This window comes from Sphingobacterium cavernae (genome assembly GCF_008520265.1).
GTDB classification, from domain to species: Bacteria; Bacteroidota; Bacteroidia; order Sphingobacteriales; family Sphingobacteriaceae; genus Sphingobacterium; species Sphingobacterium cavernae.
The window spans coordinates 38,474-51,480 of record NZ_VIQM01000025.1 but is presented as its reverse complement, the minus strand read 5'-3'; the positions used below and the strand labels follow the sequence as shown (position 1 = coordinate 51,480).

10 protein-coding genes and 1 tRNA gene are annotated in these 13,007 nt (G+C 38.4%); all 11 read left to right on the top strand.

Features of this window, described 5'->3' with window-relative positions:
- Positions 1–25: 25 nt before the first annotated feature.
- Positions 26–1,210 carry an elongation factor Tu gene (tuf, locus tag FLS47_RS03995; RefSeq protein WP_149913101.1) on the top strand — a complete coding sequence of 395 codons (1,185 nt, stop codon included), beginning with the start codon at positions 26–28 and terminating at the stop codon, positions 1,208–1,210.
- 161 nt (positions 1,211–1,371) lie between these two features.
- Positions 1,372–1,443 (top strand) — tRNA-Trp (locus FLS47_RS03990).
- 24 nt (positions 1,444–1,467) lie between these two features.
- Positions 1,468–1,659, top strand: a complete 192-nt coding sequence (gene secE / locus FLS47_RS03985) for a preprotein translocase subunit SecE (RefSeq protein WP_149913100.1) — start codon at positions 1,468–1,470, stop codon at positions 1,657–1,659.
- A 20-nt stretch (positions 1,660–1,679) separates the two neighbouring features.
- Positions 1,680–2,225 carry a transcription termination/antitermination protein NusG gene (nusG, locus tag FLS47_RS03980; RefSeq protein WP_149913099.1) on the top strand — a complete coding sequence of 182 codons (546 nt, stop codon included), beginning with the start codon at positions 1,680–1,682 and terminating at the stop codon, positions 2,223–2,225.
- 34 nt (positions 2,226–2,259) lie between these two features.
- The gene (locus FLS47_RS03975; protein ID WP_149913098.1) at positions 2,260–2,505 is read left to right on the top strand and encodes a hypothetical protein; all 246 of its coding nucleotides are present in this window, start codon (positions 2,260–2,262) and stop codon (positions 2,503–2,505) included.
- A gap of 20 nt (positions 2,506–2,525) precedes the next feature.
- A complete protein-coding gene (rplK, locus tag FLS47_RS03970; protein WP_149913097.1) occupies positions 2,526–2,969 on the top strand; it encodes a 50S ribosomal protein L11 in 444 nt (147 codons plus the stop codon).
- 22 nt (positions 2,970–2,991) lie between these two features.
- Complete coding sequence (gene rplA, locus FLS47_RS03965; protein ID WP_149913096.1) at positions 2,992–3,690, top strand: 50S ribosomal protein L1; 699 nt, start codon at positions 2,992–2,994, stop codon at positions 3,688–3,690.
- A gap of 2 nt (positions 3,691–3,692) precedes the next feature.
- Entirely contained in the window at positions 3,693–4,211 is a 519-nt protein-coding gene (gene rplJ, locus FLS47_RS03960) for a 50S ribosomal protein L10 (protein WP_149913095.1), read from the top strand.
- A gap of 79 nt (positions 4,212–4,290) precedes the next feature.
- Complete coding sequence (gene rplL / locus FLS47_RS03955; RefSeq protein WP_149913094.1) at positions 4,291–4,665, top strand: 50S ribosomal protein L7/L12; 375 nt, start codon at positions 4,291–4,293, stop codon at positions 4,663–4,665.
- A gap of 161 nt (positions 4,666–4,826) precedes the next feature.
- Entirely contained in the window at positions 4,827–8,636 is a 3,810-nt protein-coding gene (rpoB, locus tag FLS47_RS03950) for a DNA-directed RNA polymerase subunit beta (protein ID WP_149913093.1), read from the top strand.
- A gap of 72 nt (positions 8,637–8,708) precedes the next feature.
- The gene (gene rpoC, locus FLS47_RS03945; RefSeq protein WP_149913092.1) at positions 8,709–12,983 is read left to right on the top strand and encodes a DNA-directed RNA polymerase subunit beta'; all 4,275 of its coding nucleotides are present in this window, start codon (positions 8,709–8,711) and stop codon (positions 12,981–12,983) included.
- Positions 12,984–13,007 lie beyond the last annotated feature (24 nt).

Sequence of the window (13,007 nt, the reverse complement as noted above, 5' to 3'; positions counted from 1 at the left end):
TTAATAATTACTAATTCGCATAAACATGGCAAAAGAGAAATTTGACCGTAGTAAACCCCACTTAAACATTGGTACTATCGGTCACGTTGACCACGGTAAAACAACTACAACTGCAGCTATCACTAAAGTATTAGCGGATGCAGGTTTATCAGAAGCTCGTTCATTTGATTCAATTGACTCTGCTCCTGAAGAAAAAGAGCGTGGTATCACGATTAATACAGCGCACGTTGAGTACTCAACTGCAAGTCGTCACTATGCACACGTTGACTGTCCAGGTCACGCCGATTACGTTAAGAACATGGTAACTGGTGCTGCTCAAATGGACGGTGCTATCATCGTTGTTGCTGCAACTGATGGTCCTATGCCTCAAACTCGTGAGCACATCTTGTTAGCTCGTCAGGTAGGTGTACCAGCGTTAGTAGTATTCTTAAACAAAGTTGACTTAGTAGATGATCCTGAGTTATTAGAGTTAGTAGAAATGGAAGTACGTGAGTTATTGTCATTCTACGAATTCCCAGGTGATGATATTCCAGTAATCCAAGGTTCTGCTTTAGGCGCATTGAATGGTGAGCCTGAGTGGGTTGCTAAAGTGATGGAATTAATGGACGCTGTAGATAACTACATTCCAATTCCTCCACGTTTGACTGACTTACCTTTCTTGATGCCAGTAGAGGACGTATTCTCGATCACAGGTCGTGGTACAGTAGCTACAGGTCGTATCGAAAGAGGTGTGATCAACTCTGGTGATCCAGTTGAAATCTTAGGTATGGGTGCTGAAGATTTGAAATCTACAGTAACAGGTGTTGAGATGTTCCGTAAAATCTTAGATTACGGTGAAGCAGGTGATAACGTAGGTTTATTATTACGTGGTATTGAGAAAACTGATATCAAACGTGGTATGGTTATCGTTAAACCAGGTTCTGTAACTCCTCACGATCACTTCAAAGCTGAGGTTTACGTATTATCAAAAGCAGAAGGTGGTCGTCACACTCCATTCTTCAACAAATACCGTCCTCAATTCTATTTCCGTACAACAGACGTAACAGGAGAGATCATGTTGCCAGAAGGTACTGAGATGGTTATGCCAGGTGATAACGTTACAATTACAGTTAAATTGATTTCTGCAATTGCAATGGAAAAAGGTCTACGTTTCGCTATCCGTGAGGGTGGTCGTACAGTAGGTGCTGGTCAGGTGACTGAAATCCTTTAATCTATTTTTAGATTATCAAAATAATAAAATAAGCTAATCGGCTGATGCTGATTAGCTTATTTTTTCCAACACAAAATTGTTCTTTAAAACACATAAAAAATGCAAAAAATATTTGTTCTAATAGGTTTAGAACACTATATTTGCATCATCAAAAAAAACACAGGGATATAGTATAATGGTTAGTATCGTGGTCTCCAAAACCATTGGTCTGGGTTCGAATCCTAGTATCCCTGCTAAATAACTTAAATAATCAAACAATGGCTAACGTACTTGATTTTTTTAAAGAGTCTTATCAAGAGGTGACTGAGAAAGTTACTTGGCCTACTTGGTCTCAATTGCAAAATCATGCAGTCGTAGTCCTTGTAGCTTCGTTGATCATAGCTTTAGTAGTATTGTTAATGGACAAAGCTTCAAGTAACGTGTTGGAGTTGTTGTACGGTACTAAGTAAGGTTTTATCTAGAAGACATTATGGCTGATCAAAGTTTAAAGTGGTACGTAGTACGTGCTGTAAGTGGTAAAGAGAAGAAAGTAAAACAATACGTAGAAGCGGAAGTTAGTAGATTGGGTATTCAACATTTAGTGCCTCAAGTATTAATTCCGATGGAAAAGTATTACCAAATGCGCGACGGAAAAAAGGTCGCTAAAGAGCGTAATTACTATCCTGGATATGTGTTGATTGAAGCTGCTCTTGATGGGGAGATTGAACACGCGATCAAGAATTTGAACAGTGTAATTGGTTTCTTAGGAGATAAAGCAGGCGTGGCTATTCCATTACGTCCATCTGAAGTAAATAGAATTTTGGGTAAAGTGGATGAGATGGCTGAGCAAGGCGAATCAATCAACGTTACTTATTACGTTGGAGAGTCTGTGAAAGTTACTGATGGGCCTTTCAACGGATTTACAGGTGAAATTGAAGAGGTTCATGAGGATAAGAAAAAGTTAACTGTAATGGTTAAAGTATTCGGTCGTAAGACTCCACTTGAATTGAACTACATGCAAGTAGAAAAAGAATAATACATTTATTATAAAATATACGAAAAAGCTTCTTATGAAAATAGGAAGCTTTTTTGTGTTTTGCTATCGTTATTTATTTCGCACGATAGACGTGGATAGTACTGGTGGATTGATTATTTTAAATAAAAAAGAATATTTAATAAATATTTGTGAGCAACTATTTTGTGAATCAAATATTCTTATTATCTTTGCACCTCGTTTAGTTGTGAAAACTTCTGTTTTAACGCTAACCGATATAAATGTTACAAGTATTGCTTCCAACTTACTAACAAACATTTAACAAATTAAATTCAAAACAAAATGGCAAAAGAAGTCAGTGCGTTAGTAAAATTACAAGTAAAGGGCGGTGCAGCCAATCCATCTCCTCCAGTAGGACCTGCTTTAGGTGCTAAGGGTGTGAATATCATGGATTTCTGTAAGCAGTTCAATGCTCGTACGCAAGACAAACCAGGTCAAGTATTACCAGTAGTGATTACTGTTTATGCTGACAAGTCATTTGATTTTATCATCAAAACTCCACCGGTAGCTGTTCAATTGAAAGATGCTGCTAAATTAAAAAGTGGATCAGGTGAGCCAAATCGTAAGAAAGTTGCTTCAATTACTTGGGAGCAAGTAGAGACGATTGCAAAAGACAAAATGACTGACTTAAATGCTTTCACTGTAGAATCTGCAATGAGCATGGTAGCTGGTACAGCGCGTAGTATGGGTATCACTGTTTCAGGTGACGCTCCTTGGAAAAATTAATTAACGAAATCAGTTTAAGAAAGTGGCTAGATTAACAAAAAATCAAAAAGCGGCACTATCCAAAATTGAAGCTGGTAAAGCGTATACTTTGGCTGAAGCTTCTGCTTTAGTGAAAGAGATTACTACAACAAAATTTGATGCTTCAGTGGATATCGACGTACGTTTGGGCGTAGATCCACGTAAAGCGAATCAAATGGTTCGTGGTATTGCGACGTTACCTCACGGAACTGGTAAGACTGTTCGCGTTTTAGCATTAGTAACTCCTGATAAGGAAGAAGAAGCTAAAGCTGCAGGTGCAGATTACGTAGGTCTTGATGAGTACATCAGCAAAATTGAAGGTGGTTGGACTGACGTTGACATTATCATCACTATGCCTTCGGTAATGGCTAAAGTAGGTAAATTGGGTCGTATTTTAGGTCCAAGAAACTTAATGCCTAACCCTAAGACTGGTACAGTTACTACAGAAGTAGGTAAAGCTGTAACAGATGTAAAAGGCGGTAAGATCGATTTTAAAGTTGACAAGACAGGTATCATCCATACTTCGGTAGGAAAAGTGTCTTTCCCGGCAGAGAAGATTTATGAGAACGCATTAGAAGTATTACAAGTGCTTTCAAAATTAAAACCTTCAGCGGCTAAGGGAACATACTTCAAGAGTATCCACATCTCATCAACTATGAGCCCGGGTATTCATGTAGAAACTAAATCAGTAGCAGGTATTTAATCATGAGAAAAGAAGAAAAACAAGAAATTGTTCAAGCTTTAGCAGAGCAGATTAAATCTTACGGTAACTTCTATATTACTGACACTGCTGATTTATCTGTTGAAAAAATCAATGGAATCCGTCGTAAATGTTTCGATGCAGGCATCATCATGCAAGTGGCTAAAAACACTTTAATTGAGAAAGCTTTAATCGAAGCAGGTATCGAATCAGAAGAATTAGTAGGTGTATTGAAAGGTGCTTCTACATTATTATTCTCTGAGACAGGTAATGCTCCAGCGAAATTAATCAAAGAATTACGTAAAGCAGGTGACAAGCCAGTATTAAAAGCAGCATACATTCAAGAAACTGCTTTTGTTGGTGACGATCAATTAAATGCTTTAGTGACTCTTAAATCGAAGGACGAACTTGTTGCAGATATTATCGCGGCTCTTCAATCACCAGCGAAAAACGTTATTTCTGCGCTTTCATCAGGCGGAAATACTATTTCAGGTGTGTTAAAGACTTTAGAACAAAGAGGTTAACGAACACCTTATTACAATAAAAAAGTTCGAGATTTAATTAACAATATTTTTAAAAAGAACATTCAAAAATCAAAATAAAATGGCAGATTTAAAACAACTTGCTGAACAGTTAGTTAACTTAACGGTAAAAGAAGTTAAAGAATTAGCTGATATCTTAAAAGACGAGTACGGTATCGAGCCTGCTGCTGCTGCTGTTGCAGTTGCTGCTGCTCCAGCTGAAGGCCCTGCTGCTGCTGAAGAGAAAACTTCATTCGACGTTATCTTGAAAGAAGCTGGTGGTCAAAAATTAGCTGTAGTTAAATTAGTAAAAGACTTAGCTGGTTTAGGATTGAAAGAAGCTAAAGATTTAGTTGACGGTGCTCCTAAAGAATTAAAAGCTGGTGTTTCTAAAGACGAAGCTGAAGCTTTGAAAAAACAATTAGAAGAAGCTGGTGCTGTAGTTGAGATTAAATAATTTCAAATACCATCAAAACGAGATTAGACTCTGGTAATTTATCAGAGTCTATTCCCGTTTTAATATAATATTAGTCCTTTCATACGTGTGCTGGCGTGTGAATATATCATACAAAACAGCAAACATTAAGTTCAGTTTTTTTAAACTAAAATCTTATTCCCTTGGCAAACAATAATATTCAAAACGAAAGAGTAAACTTTGCTACAAGTAAGAAGGTAATTGATTATCCGGATTTCTTGGACGTGCAATTGGAGTCTTTCAGGGAGTTTTTTCAATTAGAAACTACTTCTGATAACCGCCATCAGGAAGGGTTGTACAAGGTTTTCGCAGAAAACTTCCCTATTTCTGATTCAAGAAACATATTCGTGCTAGAGTTTTTGGATTATTTCATTGATCCTCCTCGCTATGATATCCAAGAATGTATCGAGCGTGGCTTGACTTATAGCGTGCCTTTGAAAGCAAAATTGAAGTTGTCTTGTAATGATGAAGAACACGAAGATTTCGAAACTATCGTACAAGATGTATACTTAGGTACAATTCCATACATGACACCAAAAGGTACTTTCGTTATCAATGGTGCAGAGCGTGTAATCGTATCTCAGTTACACCGTTCTCCTGGTGTATTCTTTGGTCAGAGTAGACACACAAATGGTACAAAACTTTATTCGGCAAGGGTAATTCCTTTTAAAGGATCTTGGATTGAATTCGCGACAGACGTGAATAACGTGATGTATGCGTATATCGATCGTAAGAAAAAATTCCCAGTTACTACTTTATTACGTGCTATTGGTTACGATTCGGATAAAGATATCTTAGAATTGTTTGACTTAGCTGACGAAGTAAAAGTTAGTAAAACGGGTCTTAAGAAATACGTTGGTCGTCGTCTAGCGGCAAGGGTATTGAATAAATGGACAGAAGATTTCGTAGATGAGGATACTGGTGAGGTAGTGTCTATCGATCGTAACGAAATTATCTTTGAACGTGAAACTGTATTAGAAGAAGATCACATTGATTTGATCATCGAAGCTGGTGTTAAGTCTATTATCTTAGCAAAAGAAGATGAGTCAAACAATGCGGACTATTCAATCATATATAACACTTTACAAAAGGATACGTCTAACTCAGAGAAAGAAGCGGTAGAACATATCTATCGTCAATTGCGTAACGCTGAACCACCTGATGAGGAAACTGCACGTGGTATCATCGATCGTTTATTCTTCTCAGACAAACGTTATGATTTAGGTGATGTAGGTCGTTACCGTATCAATCGTAAGTTGAAGTTAGATACACCTCCTGAAACTAAAGTATTGACTCGTCAAGATATCATTGCTATTGTGAAGTATTTGATCAATTTGATCAATTCTAAAGCAGAGGTGGATGATATTGACCACTTGTCAAATCGTCGTGTACGTACTGTTGGTGAACAGTTGTATGCACAATTCGGTGTTGGTTTAGCTCGTATGGCACGTACTATTCGTGAACGTATGAATATTCGTGACAACGAAGTATTTACACCTACTGATTTGATCAATGCGCGTACATTGTCATCAGTAATCAATTCTTTCTTCGGTACGAATCAGCTTTCTCAATTCATGGACCAAACGAATCCATTAGCTGAGATTACGCACAAGCGTCGGTTATCAGCATTAGGTCCAGGTGGTCTTTCGCGTGAGCGTGCTGGTTTCGAGGTTCGTGACGTTCACTACACACACTACGGTCGTTTGTGTACTATCGAAACTCCTGAGGGACCAAACATTGGTTTGATTTCATCTTTATCTGTTCACGCTAAGATCAACAATTTAGGATTTATCGAGACTCCTTACCGTAAAGTAAGAGACGGTAAAGTCGTAGTTGATGAGCCTGTAGTGTATTTATCTGCAGAGGACGAAGATGGTAAGACAATCGCGCAAGCGAATGCTTACTATGATGATAAAGGTAATTTTGAAGATCCAAAAGTAAAAGCTAGATACGAGGGTGACTTCCCAATTATCGATCCTGAGAAATTGGATTATATGGACGTTGCTCCAAACCAAATTACTTCGATCGCGGCTTCATTAATTCCTTTCTTGGAGCATGATGATGCCAACCGTGCGTTGATGGGATCGAACATGCAGCGCCAGGCTGTACCATTATTGCGCCCTCAAGCGCCAATCGTAGGTACTGGTTTGGAAGGTCGCGTGGCTTCGGATTCACGTACGTTGATCAATGCAGAAGGTAATGGTGTTGTTGAATATGTTGACGCTGAAGAAATCAAAATCCGTTACGAACGTAACGAAGATGAGCGTTTAGTATCATTTGATGATGACATCAAAACTTACCGTTTAATTAAATTTAAGAAAACCAACCAGAATACTTGTATCAACTTGAAGCCTATCGTTAAGAAAGGTCAAAAAGTTACTAAAGGTCAGGTATTGTGTGAGGGATATGCAACAGAAGATGGCGAATTAGCATTAGGTCGTAACTTGAAAGTGGCTTTCATGCCTTGGCAAGGTTACAACTTTGAGGATGCGATTGTAATCTCTGAGCGTGTTGTTTCTCAAGATATATTTACTTCACTTCACATTGAAGAGTTTGAATTAGAAGTACGTGATACAAAACGTGGTGAAGAAGAGCTTACAGCTGATATTCCTAACGTTTCGGAAGAAGCTACTAAAGATTTGGACGAAAACGGTATTATCCGTGTAGGTGCTGAAGTAGGTGAGGGTGACATCTTAATTGGTAAGATTACACCTAAAGGTGAATCAGATCCTTCTCCAGAAGAGAAATTATTACGCGCTATCTTTGGTGACAAAGCTGGTGACGTAAAAGATGCTTCTTTGAAAACTCCTCCTTCTATTAAAGGTGTAGTTATTGATACGAAGTTATTCTCACGTGCGAAAAAAATGTCTAAAGAAGTCGAAAGAAAAGCTTTAGAGAAATTAGAAATTACGCATGAGAAAAACGTTAGAGTACTAAAAGAGCGTTTGGTAGAGAAATTATTCACTATCGTGAATGGTAAAACGAGCCAAGGCATCTATAACGTTTATAAAGAGTTGTTAGTAGCTAAAGGTGCTAAATTCACTCAAAAAATCTTAACTGATCTTGACTATGCAAACATTAATCCGTTTGGATGGACTACAGATGAAGATAAAAATGAGTTAATCAAATTGGCATTGCACTATTACAACATTAAGTTAAATGAAGAATTGGGTGCTTTCAAACGCGATAAATTTGCAGTTTCTGTAGGTGATGAGCTTCCTTCTGGTATTGTTCAGATGGCTAAAGTTTATGTAGCTAAGAAACGTAAGTTGAAAGTGGGTGATAAGATGGCAGGTCGTCACGGTAACAAAGGTATCGTCGCACGTATTGTACGTGATGAAGATATGCCATTCTTAGAAGATGGTACTCCTGTAGATATCGTATTGAACCCTCTAGGTGTACCTTCTCGTATGAACTTAGGCCAGATTTATGAAACAGTTCTTGGATGGGCTGGTCAAAAATTAGGTATGAAGTTCGCTACGCCAATCTTCGATGGTGCTGAAATGGATCAAGTAGAAGAGTGGGTAGAGAAAGCGGGATTACCGAAGTCAGGTCGTACATACTTGTACAACGGTTTGACAGGTGAGCGTTTTGATCAACCTACTACTGTTGGTGTAATCTACATGTTGAAATTAGGTCACATGGTTGATGACAAAATGCACGCACGTTCGATCGGACCATACTCATTGATTACACAACAACCATTGGGTGGTAAAGCTCAATTCGGTGGTCAGCGTTTTGGTGAGATGGAGGTTTGGGCTCTTGAGGCATTCGGTGCATCTAACATCTTACAAGAGATCTTAACTGTGAAGTCGGATGATGTTGTAGGTCGTGCTAAAACTTACGAAGCTATCGTAAAAGGTAACAACTTACCAACGCCATCAGTTCCTGAATCATTCAACGTATTAGTACATGAGTTGCGTGGTCTAGGTTTAGATATCACATTAGATTAATCAAGTAATATTCAAGCATAAGAGGTGAAGAGCCTCTTATGCTCTAACATACATCTTTAAGTTATACAACGTATGTCTTACAAAAAAGATAATAAAATTAAAAGTAACTTTACTTCAATCACGATTAGCTTAGCTTCTCCAGAAACTATTTTGGAGCGTTCAAGCGGTGAGGTTACTAAACCAGAAACGATCAACTATCGTACATACAAACCTGAACGTGACGGTTTATTCTGTGAGCGTATCTTCGGTCCTGTAAAGGATTACGAATGTCACTGTGGTAAATACAAACGTATCCGTTATAAAGGTATCGTGTGTGACCGTTGTGGTGTGGAGGTTACGGAGAAAAAAGTACGTCGTGAGCGTATGGGGCACATCGCATTAGTTGTTCCTGTTGCACACATTTGGTACTTCCGTTCTCTTCCTAATAAAATTGGTTACTTATTAGGTCTTCCTACGAAGAAATTAGATATGATCATCTACTACGAGAGATACGTTGTTATTCAAGCAGGTATCAAAGAAGATGATGGTATTTCTTTTATGGATTTCTTGACAGAAGAAGAGTATTTAGATATCTTAGATACTTTACCAAAAGAAAACCAATATCTTGATGATCACGACCCTCAAAAATTCGTTGCTAAAATGGGTGCTGAGGCGTTGGAAGAATTATTAAAACGCATTGATTTAGATAAATTATCTTACGATTTACGTCACCAAGCAGCTAATGAAACTTCACAACAACGTAAAAACGAAGCGTTAAAACGTCTTCACGTTGTAGAAGCTTTCCGTGGTTCTAGAGACCGTATTGAGAATCGTCCAGAATGGATGATTGTGAAGATCGTTCCTATCATTCCACCAGAGTTACGTCCTTTAGTTCCTTTGGATGGTGGTCGTTTCGCGACTTCGGATTTGAATGACTTATACCGTCGTGTGATTATCCGTAACAACCGTTTGAAACGTTTGATCGAAATCAAAGCACCAGAAGTAATCTTACGTAACGAAAAACGTATGCTTCAAGAAGCTGTTGATTCGTTATTTGATAACTCACGTAAAGTTAACGCTGTGAAAACAGAAGGTAACCGTGCGTTGAAATCATTATCTGATATTTTGAAAGGTAAACAAGGTCGTTTCCGTCAAAACTTATTAGGTAAACGTGTGGATTACTCCGCTCGTTCGGTAATTGTTGTTGGTCCTCACTTGAAATTACACGAGTGTGGTCTTCCTAAAGATATGGCTGCAGAGCTTTACAAACCATTCATCATTCGTAAAATGATCGAGCGTGGAGTTGTAAAGACTGTAAAATCGGCTAAGAAAATCGTAGATCGTAAAGATCCTATCGTATGGGATATCCTTGAGAATGTATTAAAAGGACACCCAGTATTACTTAACCGTGCGCCTACGCTTCACCGTTTGGGTATTCAAGCTTTCCAACCTACATTAGTAGAAGGTAAAGCGATTCAATTGCACCCATTAGTGTGTACTGCGTTCAACGCCGATTTCGATGGTGACCAGATGGCGGTTCACTTACCATTAGGTAATGCTGCAATTTTGGAAGCACAAATCTTAATGTTGGCGGCACACAATATCCTTAACCCTGCAAACGGTTCTCCAGTTACTGTACCTTCACAAGATATGGTATTGGGTCTTTATTATATTACTAAAGGCCGTAAATCTGACGAGACACGTAAAATGAAGGGTGAGGGAAGTACGTTCTATTCTCCAGAAGAGGTAATCATTGCCTTGAACGAGAAACAATTAGATCTACACTCTTGGATTAAAGTCAGAACGAAAGACTTGAACGAAAATGGTGAGTTGGTTCAAAAAATTATCGAAACTACTGTAGGTCGTGTAATTTTTAACCAAATTGTACCTGAAGAAGTTGGATTTATCAACGAGATTTTAACGAAGAAATCATTACGTAATGTAATTGGTGATATCGTGAAAAATACAGGTATGGCTCGTGCAGCTCAATTTTTGGATGATATGAAGGAATTAGGTTTCCAAACAGCATTCAAGGGAGGTCTGTCATTCAACTTACAAGACGTTCAAATTCCTGCTGCTAAAACTGAATTAATTGCGCAAGCTACTGCTGAAGTAGAGGATGTAATGAATAACTATAATATGGGTTTCATTACAAACAACGAGCGCTATAACCAAATCATCGATATCTGGACACGTATCAACAATAAGTTGACAGCACACGTTATGGATATTCTTTCGAATGATAATCAAGGTTTCAACTCTGTATATATGATGTTGGATTCTGGAGCCCGTGGTTCGAAAGAGCAGATTCGTCAGTTAGCAGGTATGCGTGGTTTGATGGCTAAGCCTCAAAAATCAGGATCTTCTGGTGGTGAAATTATCGAAAACCCGATTTTATCAAACTTCAAAGAAGGTCTATCTGTATTAGAATACTTTATCTCTACTCACGGTGCGCGTAAAGGTCTTGCCGATACGGCATTAAAAACAGCCGATGCGGGTTACTTGACTCGTCGTTTGCATGACGTAGCACAAGACATGATCGTTGTAGATTTTGATTGTGGAGGTTTAAGAGGTATTTATACAACAGCATTAAAAGATAACGATGATATCGTTGAGCCATTATACGATCGTATCTTAGGTCGTACACCATTGAATGATGTTGTACATCCAGAGACGAACGAACTTATCGTTGCGGCTAACGAAGATATTACTGAGGAAGTAGCGCAAGCTATCGACGAAGCAGGTATTGAAGGTTTAGAAATTCGCTCAGTATTGACGTGTGAATCTAAACGTGGTGTATGTGCTTGTTGTTACGGTCGTAACTTAGCGTCTGGTAAACGCGTTCAATTGGGTGAAGCTGTTGGTGTAATCGCAGCACAATCAATTGGTGAGCCAGGTACACAGTTGACACTTCGTACGTTCCACGTGGGTGGTACCGCTTCTAACATTGCTTCTGATTCAGCAGTTATTGCTAAATACGAAGGTACTGTAGAATTCGAAAATGTACGTACAGTAGAGAAAGAAGGCGAAGAAGGTCCGTACCAAGTTGTATTAGGACGTTCGGGAGAGATCAAAATCGTTAATAACGGTAAAGTTCTTTACCAACAAATCATCCCTTACGGATCGAACTTATACGTAAAAGAAGGTGATAAAGTTGAAAAAGGTGCTAAACTTGTTGATTGGGATCCATACAATGCGGTAATTATCTCTGAGTTTGCTGGTAAGGTTGAGTTTGATGCAATCATTGAAGGTGTTACCTTCCGTGAAGAGTCAGATGATCAAACTGGTCACAAAGAGAAAGTAATTATTGAAACACGTGATAAAACGAAAAACCCTACTATCAAAGTTCTTGACAACAAAGGTGAGGTAATTCGTTCATACAATATTCCAGTTGGAGCTCACGTTTCCGTATCTGATGGTCAGAAATTGAAAGAAGGTGCTATCTTAGTTAAGATTCCACGTTCTACAGGTAAGACACGAGATATTACGGGTGGTCTTCCACGTGTAACAGAATTATTCGAAGCACGTAACCCTTCAAATCCTGCTGTTGTTACAGAGATTGATGGTGTTGTAACTTTAGGTGGTGTTAAACGTGGTAACCGTGAGGTTTCTATTGAATCTCGTGATGGTCAAGTTAAAAAATACTTAGTTCCACTTTCGAAACATATCTTAGTACAAGATAATGACTTTATCAAAGCAGGTATGCCATTATCAGATGGTCAGATTGCTCCAGGTGATATCTTAAATATCAAAGGTCCTTCGGCAGTTCAACATTATATAGTAAATGGTATTCAAGAGGTTTACCGTCTTCAAGGTGTAAAAATCAACGATAAACACTTTGAGACAATCGTTCACCAAATGATGCAAAAAGTTCACATTGAAGATCCAGGAGATACTCGTTTCTTAGAAAAAGAAGCCGTAAACAAATGGGATTTCATGGAAGAAAACGATACTATCTTTGATAAGAAAGTAGTTGTGGATGCAGGTGATTCTAATAACTTACGTCCTGGTCAGATCGTTACTTTACGTGGATTACGTGAAGAAAACTCTAACTTGAAACGTCAAGATTTGAAATTGGTACAAGTAAGAGATGCAGTTCCTGCAACCTCTAGTCCAATGCTTCAAGGTATTACAAGAGCTTCATTAGGTACTAAATCATTCATTTCAGCAGCCTCTTTCCAAGAGACTACGAAAGTATTGAATGAGGCAGCTATCGCAGGTAAACGTGATAACTTATTAGGATTGAAAGAAAACGTAATTGTTGGTCACTTGATTCCTTCAGGTACTGGTTTACGTTCGTACAGCAACATTATTGTTGGTTCTCGTGAAGAGTACGATCAATTATTAGCTTCTAAAGAAGAAGATTAATCTTCTTCTCATCATAAATACGAA

Bases quoted from the DNA above. Each gene is read 5' to 3' on its own strand.
- rplK (WP_149913097.1), top strand. From the start codon at position 2,526: ATGGCAAAAGAAGTCAGTGCGTTAGTAAAATTACAAGTAAAGGGCGGT.
- rpoC (WP_149913092.1), top strand. From the start codon at position 8,709: ATGTCTTACAAAAAAGATAATAAAATTAAAAGTAACTTTACTTCAATC.
- rplJ (WP_149913095.1), top strand. From the start codon at position 3,693: ATGAGAAAAGAAGAAAAACAAGAAATTGTTCAAGCTTTAGCAGAGCAG.
- FLS47_RS03975 (WP_149913098.1), top strand. From the start codon at position 2,260: ATGAAAATAGGAAGCTTTTTTGTGTTTTGCTATCGTTATTTATTTCGC.
- rplL (WP_149913094.1), top strand. From the start codon at position 4,291: ATGGCAGATTTAAAACAACTTGCTGAACAGTTAGTTAACTTAACGGTA.
- tuf (WP_149913101.1), top strand. From the start codon at position 26: ATGGCAAAAGAGAAATTTGACCGTAGTAAACCCCACTTAAACATTGGT.
- nusG (WP_149913099.1), top strand. From the start codon at position 1,680: ATGGCTGATCAAAGTTTAAAGTGGTACGTAGTACGTGCTGTAAGTGGT.
- secE (WP_149913100.1), top strand. From the start codon at position 1,468: ATGGCTAACGTACTTGATTTTTTTAAAGAGTCTTATCAAGAGGTGACT.